Origin of the sequence: Nocardioides sp. GCM10027114 (genome assembly GCF_042659625.1) — a bacterium.
Taxonomy (GTDB): Bacteria; Actinomycetota; Actinomycetes; order Propionibacteriales; family Nocardioidaceae; genus Nocardioides.
On sequence record NZ_JBHSSS010000002.1, the window covers coordinates 321,271 to 343,090 of the forward strand.

Genomic DNA, 21,820 nt, shown 5'->3' on the forward strand with positions numbered 1-21,820 from the left:
TGCTCACCCGAGGTCGAAGGCGTCGATGTCCTGCCCGTCACTGGTGAGCCCGAGCGCGGTCCCGTCGAACAGCACGGCCCAGGCCCCGTCTGCGCACGCGACCACGTCCTCGTCCTGCACGGCCAGCCCGCCGGGCAGCGCCGTGCTCGCGTTGTTGAACGACACCGCGACACTGCCGCCCTCCCCCATGTCGAGACCGTCGACGTCGGCGCCCCGGCGGACGCCGTGGAGCGAGGCGTCCCACACCCGGGAGAAGGCCTGCCCGTCCCAGCGGTACACGTCGGCGTCGTCCGGCGTACCGCCCACGTCCGGGAGCGTGACGGGCCCCAGCGTCGAGAAGTAGAGGTCGGTGCCCACCACCGACACGGCGTCGAGGTCGTGCCCGCTGCTCGTCAGGCCCAACGAGGTCCCGTCGAACCACACCGACCAGGCCCTGCCGTCCCACAGCACGACGTCCTCGTCCTGCACCCGACCCGGGCCGGGGAGACGGACGTCGCCCTGGAACGACACGACGAAGCGCCCGCGCCCCAGCCGTGAGAAGCCGTCGACATCCGCACCGGACGGCAACCCGTAGGGCGCGTCGGAGACGTCGACGGTGCGGGAGAACGCGACCCCGTCCCAGGCGTACACATCGGCGTCGTCGGGACTGCCTGGTATGCCGGGCAGGGCGACGGAGCCGAGGGTGGAGAGCTCGAGCACGGGTGGGGGTGGCGGAGGTGGCGGAGGAGGAAGGACGGTCAGCTCGACCGTTGCCTCGTGGACGAGCACCCCCGACTCCCCCCGGACCGTCACCGGGTGGGTTCCGGGGGCGGTGCCGGCCGAGGTGGTCACGGTCAGCACGCCGGCGCCTGCGCCGCCGGTGACCACCGTCGGCGCGACGGACGCGACCATGCCGGCGGGTGCGGCGGTCGTGAGCGCGACGTCACCGGTGAAGCCGCCGCCCGGCACGACGTCGACGTCGAACGTCGCGGCGTCGCCAGCGGTGACCGAGGCAGTCGCCGGCGACGCGGTGACGGTGAAGTCGGGTTGCGGCGCCACGGCCGCCTCATAGGCGGCGAGCGCGTCGACGCGCCCGGCCCCATAGGTGTTGTCCGGCCCGACCGGCCCCAGGTCGACGGCCGAGGACAGCAGCCGGTCCCGCTGGACCGCCGCGCCGAGGCCCGGCCTCGACGAGAGCAGCAGCGCCAGGGTGCCGGCCACGTGGGGCGCGGCGATGGAGGTGCCGGAGACAACCTGGTAGAGGCCGTAGCGGTCCGCGGTCAGCACGTCCTGGCCCGGCGCGACCAGGTCGGGGTAGGGGCCGGTGCGGCCACCGCAGGTCGCCGGACCACGGCTGCTGTCGGCGCGGACGCTCCCGGCCGTCGTCAGCGAGCCGACCGCGAGGGACTCGGGGTAGTTGGCGGGGCTGACGCCGGTGCCGGCTCCCGGGCCGAAGTTGCCGGCCGCGAACACCGGCAGGATGCCGGCGGCCCCGAGCGCCTGCACGTCCGGCTGGAAGGTCAGGTCGCAACCGGGTGCGGTCCCGATCACCCACGAGCCGTTGACGACGTTCGGCGCGTCAGGCGTCGTCGGGTCCCCGTCGGGGTCGAGGAGCCACTGGAAGGCCTGGTGCACAGCCGTGACCGTGGAGGCTCCTCTGTCGTCGAATACGCGCGCCGCGATCCAGCGGGCGCCGGGCGCCACCCCGATCGACGTGCCACCCGCGTCCGCTCCCACGAGGGTGCCGAGGGTCGCCGTCCCGTGACCGGTCAGGTCCACGGGGGCGGCCGGGTGCTCGCCGTAGGGGTCGAACCAGCTGTGGGCCCCGCCGCGCCACCGGCCGGCAAGGTCGGGGTGGGTGACGTCGGCCCCGCTGTCCAGGGTCGCGACCACGGCGTTCCCGCCGGTCTCTCCCAGGTCCCACACGGCGGGCGCCCGCACGCCCGCCACGTTGGGCTCGGCCGGCGCGTACGCCGGCGACAGGACCACCGCGTCGGGCACGACGTCCACCACGTCCGCGCGGGCCGCGATCGCGTCGATGACCTCCGGGGTGGCGGTGACGGACACCGCGTCGGTGACCCAGAGCGGCTCGTACTCGGTGACCCTCCCCTGCGCGGCCCACGTGTCGAGACGGGTGGTGAGGGCCTGCTGACCCGTGTCGGCGGCATCCTGCAGGGCGGTGACCACCGCGCGCAGCCGGCGTCGCCTCGTGGGGGCGTCGATCGCGTCGAGGTCGGCCTGCTGCCGCAGCGAGACGACCACCGTGGTCGTCTCCCCGCGGGCGGGCGCCGTCCTGACGGCGGCCGCGTCGACGGGTGCAGCAGCGGCGTTCCCCCACCCGGTCGCGACCACCGGCAGGACGACCGCGGTCGCCAGCATCCGGCGCCGTCGTGGCCTCATGAAGTCCCCACCTCCTGCGGCGCAGGTCTCGTGCCCGTGGAGTCCTCGGCCTGCCGCGGCACGGTTCTGGCGAGCTCCCGCCCGCGACCGCGACGGGCTGCGAGCCGCAGCCAGGCCCCGACAAGGCACAGGAGCACCGCCACCAGCGCCGCACCCCCGGTGGCGACCAGCTCGAGCATCGTGGGCCGGTCCGGAGCCCGGGCGGCGACGTCCCAGTCGACCTGGGCGACGGCGTCCGCAGACTCGCCGCGGCGGGTAAGCGACACCCACGCCGCCCACCTGCCGGGGGCCAGCGCCGGCACCGCACCTTCGAACCGGCCCGTCTCGACCTGCCGCAGGTCGGCGGCGACCGTGACGTCGTCCGCGCCCACCAGCAGCACCCGCGCGCCGGTGACCGGACCCGGCTGCGGCCGGACGACCGGGCTGCTGCGGACCAGCACCCGACTCGCGTCCGGTCCGGCGGGCACCACCTCGAAGGTCACGAACAGCCCGTCCACCGTGGCGGTCCGGGGCGGCGCACCCGGACCCGGACCGGCCTCCTCCCGGGCACTCGGGACCGAGGTCATCAGGGCGGCGAGGAGGACCGCCGCTCCGAGCACGAGGAGCTCGACGAGGACACGGCGCCGGAGCGCGGCAGCGGCATCCCCGGCGGCCGGTCCACGCAGGGGTGCCGGGAGCCGCGCGGCGAGCGCCGGGTTGACGAGCAGGGTCGTGCCGGCCGCCACGAGCAGCACGGCCACGAGCGCCGCTGCCTTGCCGGCGGCCGCGGCGCCGTACACCGTGCTGACCATAGCCTCGAGGGCCGGGACCTGTCGGCCAGCGAGGTAGAGCCCCGAGGCCAGCACCAGCCCCGCCGAGACGGCTGCGACCGGGCTGAAGGCGCGCCAGGAGCCACGCAGCAGCTCACGACCGGCACCGGGGTGGTGGCGCATCGCAGGCAGCAGGCACACGGCGAGGACGAGCAGGCCCCCGGCCCACACGGCAGCAGCCACGACGTGGACCAGGGTGAGCGCGGTGGCCACCGTGACCCCGCGCGTCAGGTCTGCGGCGTGGCTGACGGTGGCGTCGGACCACGCCACCGCCACCAGCGCCAGGCCGGCGACCACCCGAACCCGCTGCCGAGCCCGCTGTCGGGACCGCCGAAGCCCCACCGCCAGGGCGACGCCGGCCACGGCGACGCCCGTGCCGTGGAGCAGCCACAGGCGCCCCCACTCGGTGCCGGTCAGCGCCGACACCACGGCGCGGACCCAGGCCAGGGCCCCAGCGCCCTCGCGAGGGGTGCGCTGGAACGCCGCGACGGTGGCGGCAGCCACCCCCACGGCGCAGGCCAGCACACCGATCCCGAGAGCCCGGCGGGTTGCCGTGGGCACCACCGGGACCGCGCGCTGCAGGACCCGGCCCGTGACGGCCACGGCTCCCAGCGCCGTCATGAGGGCACCGAGGTCGAGCAGGCGCACGACCACGACGAGCCAGCCCGGCCACCCGCCCGCATGACCACCGGGGGCCGCGAGACCGGGACCGGTTCCGGGTCGGACGCCGGCCCCGAAGGTCAGCGACCCGCGGCTGGAGTGCCCGTCCTCGCGAGAGAGCACCTGCCACTCGAGGACGTAGAGGCCGCGCGGCAGCGGCTCGGCCTCCAGCCGGACGAAGCCTGCCGTGCCGTCGTCGGTCTCCGAGACCGAGACCGGGACCGCCTCACCGTCGATCGTGCGCACCGCGAAGTCGCTGGCTGCGGGGACCACGTCCTCGGCGAACCACAGGCTCAGCTCGCTTCGCCCCACCGCCACCAGGCCACCGTCCGGCGGGTCCGAGCGGACCAGCTCGCTGTGCGCGTGGGCGGGTCCGGCGACCAGCACGAGCATCCCCAGCAGACCCACCACGGCCGTCGCTCCGAGGATCGCCGTCCGCCGGACCGGTCCCACGACGCGTCGCCTCAGCCCTGGACCTGGACGTGCTCGAGCCGCGAGTCGCCGATGACGACCGTGACGAGCGAGCCGGCGTGGAGCGCGTTCCTGGCATTGGCCAGGAGGAAGAAGTACTGACCGCCGAGCCGCAGCTCGTCACGGTGGTGGGGCGGCGCCGCCATCATCAGCGTCTCCCCCGTCTCCTCCACCACCAGTACCGGACGGGTCTCCTGGTCGCCGTGCATCACCTCGTCCGCCCGGTCGGGATCGGTGACCTGCATCCGCAGCTCGACCAGTCCTCCGGCCGCGGTGACGGCGACGAGGTTCAGGTCGACCCCGTGCCGGGCGGCCATCTCCGCCCGGGTGACGGCGGTCGTGCCGTCGCGGACGTCCGCGGGACGCTCGCTCCACGGCGACCAGGCCAGCACCAGCACGAGGAAGGCCGCCAGGGTCACCGCTGCGGGGCTGACCCGCCGTCGACGTCGGGGGTGTGGGGGCCGTGGACCGACGCCGACGGGGGCCGTCCCCTGAACCCCGGCCGACGCACTGTCGAGGACCGGGGTGGGCACTGGGTGGGACACCGGGCGGCCCACGGCGTTTGCCGCCCGGGTCGTGTCGTCACTGGACATCGAAGGCATCCACGTCGAGGGCCGCTGTCGTGAGCCCGTGGGCCGTCCCGTCGAAGGCCACCGTGCGGGTCGCGCCGTTGATGAAGACGACGTCCTCGTCCTGGACCGCCCCCACGCCGGCCACCGTGGTGTTGTCCGCGAACGAGAGGTAGAAGTGCGTCGCGTCCACCCGGTCGTAGCCGTCGACGTTCGCTGCGGCCGGAACGCCGTTGGCCGTGGCGTCCCACACCCTGGAGAACGCCGCCCCGCTCCAGCTGTAGATGTCGGCGTTGTCCGCCGCACCTCCCACGCCTGGCGGGTTGACGTTCCCGAGGGTTGAGAAGTAGAGCGTCCCGGCCACCACGCTGAAGGCGTCGATGTCCTGGCCCGCGGCCGTGAGGCCGTGCGCCGTGCCGTCGAACCAGACTGTCCAGCTGCCCGCGTCCCAGAGCACGACGTCCTCGTCCTGCACCACCCCGAGGCCGGGCAGGTTGGTGTTCGCCGCGAACGAGACCTCGAAGTGGGTCGCGTCCACCTGGTTGAAGCCGTCGACGTTCGCCGAGAGCGGCACGTTGTACGGCGCGGCGCTCAGGTCGAGCACACGGGAGTAGGCGGTGCCGCTCCAGCGGTAGAGGTCCGCGTTGTCGGCCGCCCCGGCGATCCCCGGCGGGTTGGCGTTGCCCGCGGTCGAGAAGATCAGCGGGACCCGCACCTGCAGGGTCGTGGTGGCGACCGTGCTCCAGTTGCCCGCACCGTCCTTCGCGCGTGCCCGCAGCTGGTGGTCGCCGTCGCCGAGGCCGCTCACGTCCACGGTCGCGCTCAGGTCGTACACCGGGCCGGTCCCGGTGACCGTCATCGGGGTGCCGTTGCCGACGCCCGGGTCGGCGCCGATCCACCACTCGGCCCGGGTGATGCCCGTGCTGGTGGCGGACGGGCCCGAGGGGTCGGTGGCCGTCCCCGTCAGCGTGACCGTCGCGGCCCCCAGGGTCGGGTTCGGCGAGGCGGCCAGCCCCGAGATCGTGGGACGGGTCTTGTCGACGACGAGGGTCGTGGTGGCCATGGTCCCCCAGTTGCCGGCCGCGTCACGGGCGTGCACCGAGATCGTGTGCGACCCGTTCGCCAGTGAGACGACGGTGGCGAGCGGGATGTCGGCGTACCCGCCCTCGGTGGTGTCGTTGAAGACGCCGTCGCTCGAGGCCAGCGGGATGCCGGACCCGTTGGCTCCCACCGTGTCGATGAACGCCTCGGCCTTCGTCACCGGGCTGTTGACCCCTCCGGAGACCGGGTCGGTCATGGTGGTGGCGATCACCCGGACCGCCGGCACCGACGAGCTGTAGGGCAGCGTCCCGTTGTTGGGGGTCGGCTCCACGCTCACGCCGGAGACGTTCGGGGCGGTCTCGTCCACTGTCAGGTTGACTGTGGCGGAGAGCGCGTCGCCCCAGTTGCCGTCGGCGTCCTGCGCGTGCAGGTAGACGACGTGCGTGCCCTCCGTGAGGCCGTCCAGCGTGCCGGGCGGGATGGTCCCGTCGATGCTCGCGATGCTGGCACCGGCCGGGCTCACGTTCATGGCGTCACCCGAGCCGTCCGCGCCCACGGTGTCGATGAAGTACTCCGCCGCAGCGATGGCCGAGTTGCCGGAGGCGGTGTCGTCGGCGGTCGCCGACACGGCCACGGCCAGGCTGTTCGCCCCGTTGACGAGGTTGGGGGTGAGCGACGGGCTCTTGACCGTCGGTCCGCCGGTGTCGGCCCCGGTGACGAGGACGGAGGTGAGGGGCCCCCAGTTCCCCGCCGCGTCCTGGCCGCGCAGGTAGAGCACGTGGTCGCCGGACGGCACCGTCACGTCTGCGGTGACCGCCTCGGTCGCACTGTCGAAGGCCCCGTCCTGGGCGTCCATGGCGGTGCCGGTGCCGGCGCCCCCCGGAGCGTCGAGGAAGTACTCCGCGGCCTGCACGTCGGAACCGCCGTGGCCCTGGCCGTCGTCGACCGTCGCTGTGAGGGTCCCGGCGGCCGCCGTCGCACCGCTCGTGACGGGCCCGGTGGCGTCGCCGGGGCTCGCCACGCCCGGGACCTCGAGCGTCGTGAGCATGCCGCCGACACCGCCGGTGTTGCTGTTGTGAAGGCCGAGGCCCGCGTCGTAGACCGTCAGGTCGACGTCGACGGAAGCGGCGTCCGGGACGGTCACCAGGGCGTCGAGCGTCTGGCCGGGACCGATGGTCTCGGCCACGTAGCTGCGCGGGTCCCGGTAGGCGGCGCCGTCCACCGCCACGACGGTCTGCCGGGCTCCCAGCACCGCCATCGAGTGGTGGTTCATGCCCGCGTTGACGTAGCGCAGCAGCTGTGTGGTGCCAGCGGGCGCCGCGATCGGTGCGGTGTCGGGGTAGGCAGCGCCGTTGATCGTGAAGTAGCGGGGGGCGAACTTCCGCATGTCGAAGGCGCCCGGGTCGGCCGCGTTGCTGAGCGCCGGGTCGATCTCACCCAGGAGCAGCACGTGGTCGTCGTCGTACGCCGGGGACGCCGGCTCCACGACGAGCGCGCCGTAGAGGCCCAGAGCGGGCTGGTACTCGGCGCCGGGGATCGGCGCCGCCTCGTAGAGGTAGGTGCCGGGCTCCCCGGCGGTGAAGGTGTAGACCGCCTGCGTGCCGTCCGCGATGCCGGTCAGGTCCGGGACCATCTCCTGTCCCTGCACGAGCAGGCCGGTGGGGGCACCGACCTCGTTGTGCAGGGTGATGGTCACGTCGTCGCCGGCCGCGACCCTCAGGGTGGGCCCGCCCGGGGCTCCGGCGGGGCCGTTGCTGTCGCGGTAGGACCAGACAGTCACGGCCTGGCCGCCGGGCATGGTGGCGCTGCCGGTGACCGCCCAGAGGTCGAAGCCCACCGCCGCCGCGTGGGCCGGCGTGGCGACCAGGCCGAGCCCGGCGGCGGCCAGGGCCACCGCTGCGGTCAGCGTGATCCGGGAAGGGCGCTGCCAGGAGTGGGTGCGCATCGGGTGCCCGCCTTTCTCATCCGCAGTTGTTGGGCTCGGGCGGGTCGATCCGCATGTAGGTGATCGGACCGGTCATCGTGGCCCCCCAGGAGGTGATCTGGTACAGCGCGTGGTTGTGCGAGATGATGTAGAACTCGCCGCACTGGTTGAGGGTCGCCGTCCCCGGGGGCAGCGTCTGCTGCGTCCCGAGGTAGGGGCTCCCGCTGTAGAAGGTGCCGATCACGGAGTTCGCGAGGCTCGGCACGGTCACCGGGACCGGGTTCGACGGGCTGTAGTCCTCGGGGTCGTACCACTTGAAGAGGACGTCCCAGGTCTGGCCGGGTCCGATGTTGATGGCGAACTTCTCGAACGACAGGTCCTCGCCGCCGTCGCTCGCCGTCGGGTGGCCGTCACGGCCGATGACCAGCCCGTTGTTGCCGTGCGGGTGGAACGGGTAGTCCTCGGTCCCGACGCTGAGGTAGCGCGCGAGTCCCGGCTCAGGGTGGGTCGCAGCGTCGAACTCGTGGATCTGCGCCAGCGCGCCGTAGGGCTGCGTCGGCAGCCACGAGGCGCCGTTGTCGGCCAGGCTGTCGGGGAAGCCGCGACCGTTGATCAGCCAGTAGCGCGCCCGGTAGTTGTTGATGTTGAAGTTCCTGCCCAGCTCCACGGCACGGTGCTGGTAGGGGTCGATCTCCGACAGCAGGACGAGGAACTCCTCGTCCTGCGTGAACTGGCTGTCCGCCCGGTCGTAGGCGTGGTCGGCACCGAGTGCCGGCCGCACCACGAGGGCTCCGAACAGCCCCATGCGCACCTGCGTCTCGGGGTTGGTCCCGGACTCGTAGAGGAACGTGCCCGGCTGGTCCGCCACGAAGCTGTAGGTGATGGTGCCGCCGTCCGGGTCCGCCGAGTCGGTCAGCGAGGTGATGCGTCCGCCGCCGTTGCGCTCGGGGCGAGCGGGCAGCCCGTCGGCCAGCACGTCGTGCTGTCCCGGGAAGTCGACGGAGACCGGCACCTGCAGGGTGTTGTGCAGGATGACGGTGACGGTGTCGCCCTCGTCCACGCAGAGCACCGGCCCGGGGTGCTGGAAGCCGTTGAAGCCGCTCGAGTAGCCCCACATGAAGGCGGTGTTGCCGTCGGGGAGGCTGATGTAGCCGGTCCGAGTCGTCAGGTCGAAGACCCGCGCGCCGGTCCCGGCGGCAGTGCCCTGGTCGCACACCAGGCCCACCGACGGTGGCGGGTCCGCCGCCGTCGCGTCGCCTGGGCGGGTCAGCAGCGAGGTCAGGGCCGCAAGAGCGGCCATCAGCAGCACCAGCAGGACGCGCCTGGACATGTCACAGCCCCCAGTGGTTCGGGTACGGCTGGTCCGCGAGGGACCCGGTCGGGTACACGTGGATCTCGGTGGTCTGCCCGCCATAGCCGCCCGCGAGGTTCGCCGACCTGACGTAGCTGCGGTTGTAGAGCAGGTAGGTGTCGTGGCCGCCCGCTCCGCCCTGGTAGGGCGGTGCGGTGAACAGGACGTCGTAGCTCTCCCCCGGCCCGATGTTGAGCGTGCTGGTCACGTACGACGTGTCGGTGCCGTCCCTCCCCCGCATGGGCGTGGCGTCCCGGCCCACGACGGTCATCGGGAGCCCGGTGGTCGTCATCGCCGCCTCGCGGAAGCCGAGGTTGGAGAACCGGAGGGCGACGCGCTCCCCGGCCTGGCAGGTCACGAGCGACGAGTTCGGCTGGTACTGGAGCTCGGGGTGGCCGGGTGGCGCGACGAGGTCGCCGGATGCGTCGTGCTCCGGGTTGAAGGGGTCGATCGAGCCGTTGGGTGCCAGGGTCGCGGGGTGGACCCGGCCGTTGAGCAGCGAGAAATCGGGGCGGTAGTCGCTCCACTCGGGCAGCTGGATGTGGGCGTCCGCCCAGTGGGCCTCGGCCCAGATCTCGGAGAGGAACATCGCGAACTCGCGGTCGAAGCCGGTCGAGCCGTCCCCGTCGTTGTAGAGGTACCTGCCGCTCGGGTAGAGCGTGGTGTTCCCGTCCTGGAGCGGGCGGACGAAGACGATGCCCGTCATGCCCATCTGCACGTGCTCCACGTCCTCGACGTGGCAGTGGTACATGTACGTGCCGGGGTCACGGGGCCGGTACACGTAGGTGAACTCGCGACCGGCCGGCACCGACACCGAGCCGCTCGGCTCTCCGTCGAAGAAAGGGATCACGTTGCGGAAGCCGTGCCAGTGGATCGTGTGCGCGTCGAACAGGTCGGGCCGCAGCGCCAGGCCGAGGTTCGTCAGGGTCACCTTGAAGTCGCGGGGGCTGGCCGGGTCGTACTGCGGCACCCAGAACAGCGGCGCCGAGTGCTGGGCCTTGTTCTTCTGCGCCAGCCGCTGGGTCTGCGTCATGCCGGTGAGGTTGCGGAAGCCGAAGACGTAGGTCGTCAAGGGGGCCGGTGCCAGCACGTCGGGGTGGAACGGTGCGATCGCCGGGGTGGGTGGCAGGTGGATCCAGCCGTCGGTCCCGCCCCAGTAGAGGTCGGCAGCCTCGCCGGCAGCGGACCGGGCCTCCTCGGGGGCGAGCCACCCGCCCGTCCAGGCGATGGCCCCGGCGGCGAAAGCGGCGCCGCCGGACAGCTGCAGGAAGCGACGTCGGTCGACCGCCGCCGCGGCGAGGGGCGCGCTTCGTCGAACCGGGTGGTGCGGTCCCCGGTCCTGACCGGGTGTCGGGTACCTCATGGCGTGTCCGCTCCTTCCGCGACGTGCGCTCACGGGATGTCGAAGGCGTCGATGTCCTGGGCGTCGGCCGTCAGCCCGGCCGCGGTCCCGTCGAAGTAGACCGACCAGGTCGTTCCGCTGCGGTGGACGACGTCCTCGTCCTGCACCGGTCCGAGGCCCGCGACGGCCGTGCTGGCCGGGCTGAACGAGAGGTAGAGGTCGTCGGCCGCGACCCGGATCAGCCCGTCCACGTTGGTGGCGCCCGGGAGCCCGTTGGCCGTTGCGTCCCACACCCGGGCGAAGGCCGTGCCGTTCCAGCTGTAGACGTCTGCGTTGTCGGCCGTGCCGCCCACACCCGGCGGGTTCGCGTTCCCGGTGGTCGAGAAGTACAGCACCGGACCGTCGACGCTGATCGCGTCGAGGTCGAGGGCGCTCGTGGTCAGGCCCCGCGCGGTGCCGTCGAAGTACAGCTCCCAGGCGCCGTCGTTCCAGAGCACGACGTCCTCGTCCTGCACCGCCCCCAGGCCGGGGACTCCGATGTTGCTGGTGAAGGACGCGTAGAAGTGCGTGGCGTCGACCCGGGAGAACCCGTCCATGTTGGCAGTCAGCGGCAGGTTGTACGGCGCACCGGTCACGTCCACGTCACGGCCGAACGACGTGCCGTCCCACCGGTAGACGTCGGCGTTGTCCGCGGTCCCCGTCACGCCTGGCGGGTTGGTGTTGCCCGTCGTGGAGAAGAACAGCTCGCCCGTTGCCGGCGGGGGCGGTGTCGTTGATGGCGGGGTCGCACTGTCGGCGAACGAGAACGCGTCGACGTCCTGGCTGTCGGCCGTCAGTCCCGCGGCGGTGCCGTCGAACTCCACCGCCCAGCCGCCGGCCGTGCGATGGACGACGTCCTCGTCCTGCACCGCCCCGAAGCCCGCGACCGCGGTGACCGACGGGCTGAAGGACAGGTACATGTCGTCGGTCGAGACCAGCACCAGCCCGTCCACGTTCGTGGCGCCCGGTAGTCCGTTCGCCGTGGCGTCCCACACCCGCGCGAACGAGGCGCCGTTCCAGCTGTAGACGTCCGCGTTGTCGGCCGTGCCGCCCACACCCGGCGGGTTCGCGTTCCCGGTGGTCGAGAAGTAGAGGACCGGGTCGTCGATGCTGATCGCGTCGACGTCCTGGGCGCTGGAGGTGAGCCCCGCGGCAGTGCCGTCGAAGTAGGGCTGCCAGGCGCCGTCGTTCCAGTAGACGACGTCCTCGTCCTGGACCGCACCCAGGCCCGGCACCGTGGTGTCGGCGCTGAACGAGGCGTAGAAGTGCGTCGCGTCGACCCGCGCGAACCCGTCGAGGTTGGCGGCCAGCGGCAGGTTGTACGGCGCTGCGGTGACGTCGACCTCGCGACTGAAGGACGTGCCGTCCCACCGGTAGACGTCGGCGTTGTCCGGCGTGCCCGTCACGCCCGGCGGGTTGGTGTTGCCCGTCGTGGAGAAGTAGAGGTCTGCCGTCCCGGGCGGCGGCGGCTCTGTTCCGCCCACCTCGTCGGAGCCGGCGTCGTAGCCGCCCAACGCGGGGCGCGCCTCGTCGTCGATGTCCGTCGCCGGTGCGGCCACCGCACCGCTCGAGGCGGCTCCGAGGTTGCAGGCGGGCGAGGCCGGGCATCCGGACAGGTGGTAGTCGCCCATCGCTCCGGCCGGCTCCTGCAGCGCCACCAGCGTGGCGTCGACGAACGCGGGGTTCTGCCGCCAGGTCGCGAAGGACACCGTGAGGTCGTAGGTACTGACCACCGCAGGGTTCTGCGAGCTGTTGGTCCCGCTGGTCGTGTACGGGTGGGACGCGGGGTCCTGCTGGACGATGGAGCTGGTCGGCGCCAGATCGCCGGTGTCGTCGGAGACACCGAGGTCCCACCGGTCGACGGGGCTCGCGTCACCAGGGGCGCCGATGCCCGTCACGGCGGTGCCCGCCCGGGTGCCGGCACGGTTGTCCCAGAAGACGTTGTTGAACAGCGTCGGGTTGCTGAAGCTGGGGGCACTCGCGGGCAGCGTCGCCTGGAGCTGGTCGCTGTTGCTCGTCGTGGAGAGTCCCGCCGGGAGCGGCCGGCCGTCGGAGGTCACCGCGGTCGCCGTCGTCAGGTTCTTCATGATCGTGTTGTTGACGATCCGGACGTTCGGGGCGTCGTTGAGCGCGATCCCGCCGCCCTCGTGCGTGGAGACGTTGTTGACGATCGTGTTGTTCACGACGCTCATCACGTCGGTACCACCCGATCCTCCGGCCATGAGGAACCGGAGGCCGCCGCCGTCGTCGTTGGCGAGGTTGGCCTGGATCTGGTTCGCCTCGATCACGACGGGGCCGCTGCCGGGCGAGAGCTGGTCCGGGTCGGCAGGGAGCTGGCCGGCGACCATGATGCCGCCACCCTCGTCGTTGGACTCGTTGAAGTAGATCCGGTTGTGGTGGATGTGCCCGTCGGGGCTGCGCCCGTAGACCGAGACACCACCGCCGTACTCCATCGAGAAGTTGCCGCAGATGTCGTTGCGGGCGATCTCGTAGCCGTCGGCGCCCGCGAAGATGCCGATCGCGCCGGCGAGGTTCGTCCCCGAGTTGGCCACGATCCGGTTGTCCGCGATCAGCACGTCCTCGTTGTGCTGGTCGGTGTCGGGGGCCGCCAGGTCGGGGGTCCCGATGCGGATGGAGCCGTAGCCGGCGGAGTTGTTCTCGACGACGTTGTTGGTGATCCGCAGGTGCCGTGCGTAGGCGTTGGCGAAGATCGCGCCGCCCTGGGTCACGATCCCCGGTGGCAGCCCCGTCGGGCCCCCGGTCAGGTCGTTGATGTTGCCGGGGAATCCCCGCTGGTCGCCGCCGCGGATGTCGAAGCCGTCGATGGCGGCCCTGAACCCTGCGTTGAACTGGCGCGCGGCGCCGCTAGCCGTCGTGGCGTTCTCGGAGGCGAGGACGTAGATCGCCTCACCGTCGTTGACGTTCTGGTTGCCGTCCCAGGTCAGCGAGCCGACCAGGTCGTACCACGCAGTGGCGAGGTCGGTGTCGCCACCGAAGGCACCCGCGTCGATGATCGAGCCCGGGACGAAGGTGTTCCCCTGGAAGCCGCCCGGCCCGACGCCCTGGAGCTTCACCGGCGAGGCCATGACGAGGTTCTCGTAGTAGGCGCCGCGGGGGTTCCCGCGCGGGTTGGCCAGGTCCGGGTCGCCCGGGTAGACGACGACGAGGTCGTCGGCCGAGCTGCCGTGGGCGGCGTCGAGGGCGGCCTGGATGGTCGCGTAGGTGCGTCCCGGCCCGACCTCGCGGACCGTGGGGGTGTAGCCGCCACCCATGACGTGGAACGTCAGGCCGTTCACCGTGCGCGCGCCGTTGCTGCCGGTGATGGTGAGCTGGTGGGGGCCCGTCGCAGTGCCCGGGGGCACGGTGGCGTCGATGTGGGTGTTGCTCCAGCCCGTCGTGGGCAGGGCTGTGCCGTCGAGGTCCACGGTGCCCGGGCCGGAGCCGAAGCCGGTTCCCTCGATCGAGAAGCCGCCGCTGCCGTCCACGTAGGGGCGCGAGACCGCGAGCAGCTGCGGGTCGGAGGCCGCGACGGGGCAGGTGACGTCGATGGGCTGTCCGGTGGCCGGCGACTCGACCTTCAAGCCCACCTGGGTGGGTGCCAGGTCCGTCGGGATCGTGACGCCGGGCAGCGCCTCGAACTCGGTGGCGATGGTCCGGTAGCGCGGGTTCCAGTTCGGGTTGAGCCGGCCGGGGACCCCGGGGTCGTTGGCGACGAACCGGTACATGTTGGCGCAGAGGCCCGACGGGGTGGGGCAGCTGATGTGGTTGGTCGAGGGCAGCAGCACGTCGTAGACACCGTTGAAGTCGCTCTCCACCGTCGTCACCAGACGGTTGGTGAAGTCGTAGATCCCGACGGGCGTGAAGGGCACCCCGGCCTTCTCGCCGTACATCACCGACCGGAAGTCGGTCGAGAAGTTGATGTCGTCGACGATGAAGCCGCGCAGCCTGCTGGCGACCGGGACGTCGGTGAAGACGTTGAACACCGGGACGATGGACTTGCCGTTGTTCAGCTCCACGAGCTTGGTGTCGCAGCGGGGCTCGACGGAGCCCTCGAACGGCGTGCCGCCCATGTCGAGGAACGGAGCGTTGTCCACCGGGGTCGACGCCGGCACGGTCACGCCGGTCGGGGCACCGTTGCTGCCGTCGCCGACCAGCGCGGGGTAGCCGTCGGTCCCGTCCCCGAGGAGGTCGACCGTGTGGAGCGGTCCGGCGCAGGCCGGCGGCGGGACCTGCGGGATGATCTGGTCGCCGTTCGCGACGTTGATGTCCTCCTCGGCCGTGACCTCGTACATCGGGTCTCCGGAGGCGTCGTCCGGGATCGCGAGGCGGACGAGGTAGTCGCCGGCGGGCAGCGCCTGGAAGCTGCCGCCCTGGCAGACGGGTGCACCCGGGTCGGTGGCGTCGAGGGTTCCGTCCAGGCAGCCGTCGCCGAAGCCGTAGTTGCCGTCGACAGCGGCCCCGAAGTTCGCGTCCGGCGTCCCCTGGTCGGTGTCGTAGGGCCCGACCTGCACGCTCTGCATGAAGCTGGAGATGCACTCCCCCGTCGTCTCCTGGTCGGTGGCGAGCACGTGCTCGTCGACGCCGTGCACCAGCGGGTTGCCGTCGACGTCGCGCGCCGTGCACCCGGTCGGTCGGGACCAGTGCTCGGTCAGGTAGGTGTTGAGCAGCTTGCCGGCACTGTACGAGCCGTCGGAGTCGAGCTCGTAGAGGTCGTAGGCGTCGCAGGGGGTGCCGGGGTTGGTCCCGCAGTCGACGGCGCTCCACAGCTCGACCGGGATGTCCGACACGCCCGGCTGCTAGTCCTCGGCCGCGGCGTACTGGGGGTCGAGCTCGTTGCGCGTGGTGTCGTAGCTGACCGTGCCGACAATGCCACCGTTGCGGGGGTCGGTCCCGTTGTTGCCGGTGGGGTCGTAGGCGTGCACGCCCCAGTCGATGCGGCCGCCGAGCCCGATGATCGGCATCACGCTGACGTCGACGCCCGCACCCTTGATCGTGGTGGCCCGGTTCTGGTTGTCCGCCTGGTAGGTGATGCCGGTCGTGTAGAAGGAGTCGCTGTAGGCCTCCATCACGTTCCAGGCGCCGAGCGGGTAGCCGGACTCGAAGTAGTAGTGCCCGTTGGCGTCGGTCACGGCGGTGTTCTGCCCACGGTCCATGAGCGAGTTGTCCTGCTTGCGCAGCGTCAGTGTGAAGTTCGGGATGCCGTTCTCGCCGGCGTCCCGGACGCCGTTCCGGTTGGTGTCGTTGAAGACGAACCCCTCGTACTCCGTCCACCAGCCGTTGAGCGGAATGTTGCCCATGTTCTCGTTCTGCTGGCCGCCGATGGTGACGTTGATGAAGTTCAGGTTGTAGTCCTGCGGCTCGTCCCACCAGCTCAGCGTGTAGTTGCCGTCGGGTACGCCGGAGATGTCGAAGCTGCCGTCGGCGTTGCCGCGGCCGATCCACACCGCCTGGTCGCCGTCGTTCAGGTCGGCGAGCGAGAGCCACGGTCGGTTGATCGGGTGCTTGACCTTGGTGCCCGTGTTGCCGCCCCAGAAGTCGAACGAGCCACCCTTGGGCGGGGTGTAGCTGTTGATCCCCACCACGACGCCCCGGATGTGGGCGCTTCCCCCGGCGGCCAGGCTGTTCCGCGGCGGGGCGAACCCGAAGATCGGCTGCGGGACCGGCTCCCCGGCGAGCACGAACTCGGTGTCGTAGCCGGTGGCGCCCTCCATGAGCCAGGTGTCCCAGTCGTGGTTGCCCTCGAGCGTCGTGGTCTGGATCCAGGTCTCGTTGTCCGGGGGCGTCACGTAGGTCGTGTAGCGGTTGCTGCCGAGGTGAGGGATGGTGAGCAGGCCATCGGCGTCGCTGAGGCAGATGCCTCCCAGCGTGTCGACCTGCGGCAGCATGTCGCCGTCGAGCGAGCCGAGGGGGATCTCGTGGGTGACCGGGTCCTCCCCCTGGTACGTCGTGCACAGCGGGTTCCCGTAGACATCCGTCGTGACCTCGCCGAGCGTGTCGTTGATGTGGCCCTGGAAGCCCTCGAGGGGGGCGTCCCCGACGTCCATCGTCCCGTTGGTGGGCGCGACGTCGGCGAACACCCGGGCGCGCAGCGTCGAGTCCGGCAGCGGGTTCGGCTGGAGGCTGACCTCGACCTCCCCCGGATCGGGCAGCGGCACGGAGAAGTGCTTGCCGTCGATCTTGTAGCCGTCCGCCATGACCGAGATCAGGTAGCGGCCGTCCGGCAGGTCGAGGCCTGCCGCACCCGCGAAGTCGGTCTGGTCACCGTGGGCGTAGACCGCACTCGGCTCCGGGACCTCCATGATCGAGGCCCAGTCGCAGGAGGCCGGGTAGGTCGCGTCCTGCGTCGAGCAACCGCCACCCGGCTGGGGGTTCCGCTGCCGGGTGGTCCCGGTGTTGTCCACGTTGATGAGCCAGGTGAAGTCGGTGATCGGGTCACCCAGGTCGACCCCTGCACCCCCGAAGGCACGCGGCTCCGTGCGCGCGCTGGTGACCTTCAGCGTCTCGAGGGTGTTGGTCGCCGCCTGCGCAGGGACGGCGGTCACCAGCGTGACGGCGGTGACGAAGCCCGTCGACACCAACGCCAGCACGAGCGCGGCCGTTGCCCGGTCCCTGGATCGCGTCACCTGCATGTGCCCTCACCCCTCCGGCGAGCCGCCTGTGGTCCTTCAGGCCACGGTGCGGCTTCCACCCGCCGAGGGCGAGGTTCATGACGGCCTTGTCATGGGCCCGTCACTGGGCCGTCACGGGGCTGAAGGACGGGCGGGGCTACGAGCGCGGCAGGACCAGCTCGAAGCGGGCCCCGCCCAGGGGGCTCCTGCCTGCGCGCACGTCCCCGCCCCATGCCCGGGCCGTCGCCCGGGCCATCGCGAGCCCCAGACCGCTGCCCATCGGGCCGTCCGGTGGGCGCCGGTGCCAGAAGCGCTCGAAGACGTGCGGCTGGTCCGCCGGATGGATGCCGGCACCGTCGTCCGACACGACGATCGAGCAGGAGGAGGAGTCGTACTCGCCGCGGATCTGCACGCGTCCGCCGACGGTCGTGAAGTGCACGGCGTTCTCGACGAGCGCGTCCACGGCCAGGGCGAGCCACACAGGGTCGGCCTCCACGAAGGCGCCCCCGGCGCCGGACACGGTCCAGACGCGCGTCGGGTCCACTGACCAGTTCCGTCCCACCTCCCCGACGAACTCCCCCAGGTCCAGGCGCTGCGCAGGGAGCGTCTCCCCGGACTCCAGCTGGGCGAGCGCGAGCAGCCGGTTGGAGAGCACCGACATCCGGTCGAGCTGGCGCATGGCGACGTCGATGTCGTCCGCCGTCTGGAGGTCCACCGCCGTGGTGGCGGCCAGCTCGAGGTGACCACGGGCAATCGTGACCGGCGTCCGGATCGCGTGGCTGGTGTCCCGGAAGAAGGTGCGCTCCCGGTCGAGCATCCCCGCCTGGACGGCCGTCATCTCCTCCAGGGCCCGGTGGGCGGCCGCCCGGCGACGGGCGTGCCACACCATCGCCACGAGCAGGGCCGGCATGAGGGGGATCTCGGCGAGCTCGGCCCACTCGATCGCGCCCTCCCGGTAGTCGCCGAGCATCAGCCACCCGGTCGAGAGCGTGATCAGCAGCACGACGATCACGGTGACGCGCACGGACCAGATGCGAAAGCCGTAGACGAGCATCACCGACACGAAGATGAGGTGGTACGGGATCGTCGCCCAGCCCGGATAGCGCCACATCATCGCAAGGGCGGCCACCGTGAACCCCGCCAGTCCTGCGTCGACGAGGAGCCCGACCTCGCGGGTGCGCCACCACGTGCGCACAGGGGCGGGAGCGGCCGACACGCGCTGCCGGCGCCGCGGCGCTGCGCGCGCCGCGAGCTCAGCCGGCCTGGAGCTGGTAGCCGACATTGCGGACGGTCCGGATCAGGTCTCGACGCAGCTTGTGCCGCAGTCGTGCCACGCAGACGTCGACGACGTTCGTGGCCGGGTCGAAGGAGTAGCCCCAGACCTCTGCCAGGAGCTCCTCCCGGGAGCAGACGCTGCCGGCGCGACGCATCAGGTGACGCAGCAGGAGGTACTCGCGCTGGGTCAGGCTCTCCTCCCTGCCGTCGACCGTGATCACCCGGGCCTGAACGTCGAGCGAGATCGGCCCGGCGCGCAGCACCTCCGTGCCCTGCGCCACGCCTTCCGGCTCGGCGGCGAGCCTGGCCCCGACCCGCGCCAGGAGCTCCCGGATCGCGAAGGGCTTCCCGAGGAAGTCGACGGCCCCGGCCTCGAGGAGCTCGATGCGCGCGCCCACGTCGGACTCCGCCGACAGCACCAGCACTCGCAGCTGCGGCCGGGCGGCCCGCAGGGCGCGGAGCACGTGACGACCGCTCACACCGGGCATGACCAGGTCCAGGATGACGAGTTCGGGCCCGTTGTTGAGAGCCATCCCGAGACCGACCGCGCCGTCGTGCGCGAACGTCACCTCGTGCCCCCGGGCCTCGAGGGCACGTCGGACGAAACGCACCAGCTCAGGCTCGTCGTCGATCACCAGGATTGCCGCCATGGCCCCCTCCCGTGCCCCTTACTACACCCAGATCCGGCTCGGCGGCATCCCCCAGATGGGGTCGCCCGCGTCGGGGAGAAGCGCGACAGGTCACGCCGGGGCTCGTCAGGGGCTCCTCAGGGGCGCGTCACAGGCGGCGCATCGCGGTGGTGAGCAGCACCAGCTCCCCCGCCTCGTCGGAGGCGTCGAGGTGGGCCACCGCTTCGATCACCCAGTCGTGGTGACCCTCGGGGTCGTCGATGGTCTGCCGGACCCTCCAGACCCGCTGCGGAGCGGTCTCCGGGTCGACCTGCAGCAGCGACGGGCCACGTGCGTCCGCGCCGGTTCCGATCGAGTCGTGCTCGGCGTAGTAGTCCTCCAGTGCCCGGTCCCAGTCAGCGCGGGTCATCGAGACCTCCAGCGGCGGCTCGGTGCGCGCGGCTGCCTCCTCCTCGAGGCGTCGCAGCCCGCCGAGGTCGTCGCGGGCGGCCAGCTCGACCCTCCGGAACATCGCGTTGCGCACCATGACCCGGAACGCCCGATCCTGCGCCGAGATCGGCCGCGGCGGCGGGGGCGGCTCGTGGTGCGCGACGTCCGCGCGGACGTGCCCGGGGTCGGTGAGCGCCTCCCACTCGTCCAGCAGCGAGGAGTCGGTCTGCCGCACCGTCTCCCCCAGCCACTCGACGAGGTCCTCGAGCTCCGGGGTCCGGTGCTGCTCGGGCACCGTCTGCCGCAGCGTGCGGTAGGCGTCGGTGAGGTAGCGCAGCACCAGCCCCTCCGACCGTGCGAGCTGGTAGCGCCCCACGAAGTCGGTGAACGTCATGCCCTGCTCGTACATCTCCCGCACCACCGACTTGGGCACGAGCGCGTCCTCGGGCAGCCACGGGTGGGTCTGCCGGTAGACCTCGTACGTCGCCTCCAGCAGCTCGGCGAGCGGCTTCGGCCAGGTGACCTCCTCCAGCAGCGCCATCCGCTCGTCGTAGTCGAGGCCATCGGCCTTCATCTCGGCGATGGCCTCGCCGCGGGCGGCGTGCTGCTGGGCGAAGAGGATCTGGCGGGGTCCCTCGAGCACCGCCTCGACGACCGAGACGAGGTCGAGGGTGTAGGTCTCGGACTCGGGGTCGAGCACGTCGAAGGCGGCGAGCGCGAAGTGCGCCAGCGGCTGGTTGAGCGCGAAGTCCGCCGGGAGGTCGACGGTCAGCACGTAGCGCCGGCCGGCCTCGTCGGGCTGCTCGAGCCGGGTGACGACGCCGGAGTGGACCAGGCTGCGCGCCAGCCGGAGCGCGCGCCGGACGAGCCGAACCTGCTGCCGGCGGTCCTCGTGGTTCTCGGTGAGCAGCCGGCGCATGACGCCGAAGGCGTCCTCGTCCCGCGTGAGGACGTTGATGAGCATGGCGTTGTCGACCTTCATGCGGGACACGAGTGCCTCGGGCTCGCCGGACACGAGCTTGTCGAAGGTCTGCTCGGTCCACACGACCGTGCCCTCGGGCGGCTTCTTCAGCTGCGCCTTGCTGCGCTTCTTGGGGTTGGCGGCGTTCTTCGCGGCCGCCTTGGCCTTGGCGCGCTCGTTCTCGATGACGTGCTCGGGGGCCTGCACCACCACGTAGCCGGCCGTGTCGAAGCCGGCTCGGCCGGCTCGGCCGGCGATCTGCTGGAACTCGCGGTTGCGCAGGATCCGCTGCCGGTTGCCGTCGAACTTGGCCAGCCCGGTGAAGAGCACGGTGCGGATCGGCACGTTGATGCCGACGCCGAGCGTGTCCGTCCCGCAGATGACCCGCAGCAGCCCGGCCTGGGCGAGCTGCTCGACCAGCCTCCGGTAGCGGGGCAGCATCCCGGCGTGGTGGACGCCGATCCCCCGGCGCAGCAGCTTGCCGAGGGTCTTGCCGAAGCCCGCGCCGAACCGGAAGCCCCCGATCCGCTGCGCCACCCCTTCCTTGTCGACGCCGTCGGCGACCCAGCCGGCGTTCAGCAGCGACGTGGCGTGCTCGACGGCGGCCGCCTGCGTGAAGTGGACGACGTACACCGGGGCCTGGCCCGTGGTGACGAGCTCCTCCAGCGTGTCGGCGAGCGGCGTCATCGCCCACGAGAACGTGAGCGGCACCGGCCGGACTGCGTCGTCGACGAGCACGGTCTCCCGGCCGTTGCGGGCGGTCAGGTCGTCGACGAACCGGGAGACGTCTCCGAGGGTCGCCGACATCAGCAGGAACTGTGCCTGCGGCAGCTCGAGCAGCGGCACCTGCCACGCCCAGCCCCGGTCGGGCTCGGCGTAGAAGTGGAACTCGTCCATGACCACCAGCCCGACGTCGGCGGTGCGCCCCTCGCGGAGGGCGATGTTGGCGAGCACCTCGGCGGTGCAGCAGATGATGGGCGCGTCGGGGTTCACGGCCGCGTCGCCGGTGAGCATGCCGACCTGGTCGGCCCCGAAGACCTCGCACAGGGCGAAGAACTTCTCGCTGACCAGCGCCTTGATCGGCGCGGTGTAGAACGACACCCGGTCGGTGGCGAGGGCGGCGGCGTGGGCGCCGAGCGCCACCAGCGACTTCCCGGACCCGGTCGGCGTCGCCAGGATGACGTTGGCCCCGCCGACGAGCTCCATGACGGCCTCGTCCTGGTGCGGGTAGAGCTCGAGGCCCTGCCCCGCGACCCAGCGGGCGAACGCGTCGTAGACGTCGTCTGCGGAGGCGCCGGCGGCCGGCACCCAGTCGGTCTCGATCACGCGCGCC

At 72.1% G+C, this 21,820-nt stretch carries 11 protein-coding genes; all 11 read right to left on the minus strand.

The genetic code is table 11. From position 1 onward, the window contains the following. Nucleotides 1-3: 3 nt before the first annotated feature. Nucleotides 4-2,379, minus strand: coding sequence for a S8 family serine peptidase (locus ACFP2E_RS02095; protein WP_378521970.1), 2,376 nt, complete (start codon nt 2,377-2,379; stop codon nt 4-6). Beyond that, nucleotides 2,376-4,301, minus strand: a complete 1,926-nt coding sequence (locus tag ACFP2E_RS02100) for a copper resistance protein CopC (RefSeq protein WP_378521971.1) — start codon at nt 4,299-4,301, stop codon at nt 2,376-2,378. The genes ACFP2E_RS02095 and ACFP2E_RS02100 overlap by 4 nt, the downstream gene beginning before the upstream one ends. A gap of 11 nt (nt 4,302-4,312) precedes the next feature. Next, nucleotides 4,313-4,738: a hypothetical protein gene (locus ACFP2E_RS02105; RefSeq protein WP_378521972.1), complete on the minus strand. Its 426-nt coding sequence runs from the start codon at nt 4,736-4,738 to the stop codon at nt 4,313-4,315. Between the two features lie 163 nt (nt 4,739-4,901). Then, nucleotides 4,902-7,874, minus strand: a complete 2,973-nt coding sequence (locus ACFP2E_RS02110; RefSeq protein ID WP_378521973.1) for a multicopper oxidase domain-containing protein — start codon at nt 7,872-7,874, stop codon at nt 4,902-4,904. Between the two features lie 16 nt (nt 7,875-7,890). Next, nucleotides 7,891-9,183, minus strand: a complete 1,293-nt coding sequence (locus ACFP2E_RS02115; protein ID WP_378521974.1) for a multicopper oxidase domain-containing protein — start codon at nt 9,181-9,183, stop codon at nt 7,891-7,893. A 1-nt stretch (nt 9,184) separates the two neighbouring features. Further along, nucleotides 9,185-10,567 carry a multicopper oxidase domain-containing protein gene (locus tag ACFP2E_RS02120; protein WP_378521975.1) on the minus strand — a complete coding sequence of 461 codons (1,383 nt, stop codon included), beginning with the start codon at nt 10,565-10,567 and terminating at the stop codon, nt 9,185-9,187. A gap of 29 nt (nt 10,568-10,596) precedes the next feature. Then, nucleotides 10,597-15,372, minus strand: coding sequence for an IPT/TIG domain-containing protein (locus ACFP2E_RS02125; protein WP_378521976.1), 4,776 nt, complete (start codon nt 15,370-15,372; stop codon nt 10,597-10,599). 9 nt (nt 15,373-15,381) lie between these two features. Next, complete coding sequence (locus ACFP2E_RS02130; RefSeq protein WP_378521977.1) at nt 15,382-17,208, minus strand: SdrD B-like domain-containing protein; 1,827 nt, start codon at nt 17,206-17,208, stop codon at nt 15,382-15,384. 142 nt (nt 17,209-17,350) lie between these two features. Continuing rightward, entirely contained in the window at nt 17,351-18,409 is a 1,059-nt protein-coding gene (locus ACFP2E_RS02135) for a sensor histidine kinase (protein WP_378521978.1), read from the minus strand. A 37-nt stretch (nt 18,410-18,446) separates the two neighbouring features. Next, nucleotides 18,447-19,118 carry a response regulator transcription factor gene (locus ACFP2E_RS02140; RefSeq protein WP_378521979.1) on the minus strand — a complete coding sequence of 224 codons (672 nt, stop codon included), beginning with the start codon at nt 19,116-19,118 and terminating at the stop codon, nt 18,447-18,449. A 127-nt stretch (nt 19,119-19,245) separates the two neighbouring features. Next, entirely contained in the window at nt 19,246-21,813 is a 2,568-nt protein-coding gene (locus ACFP2E_RS02145; protein ID WP_378521980.1) for a DEAD/DEAH box helicase, read from the minus strand. Nucleotides 21,814-21,820 lie beyond the last annotated feature (7 nt).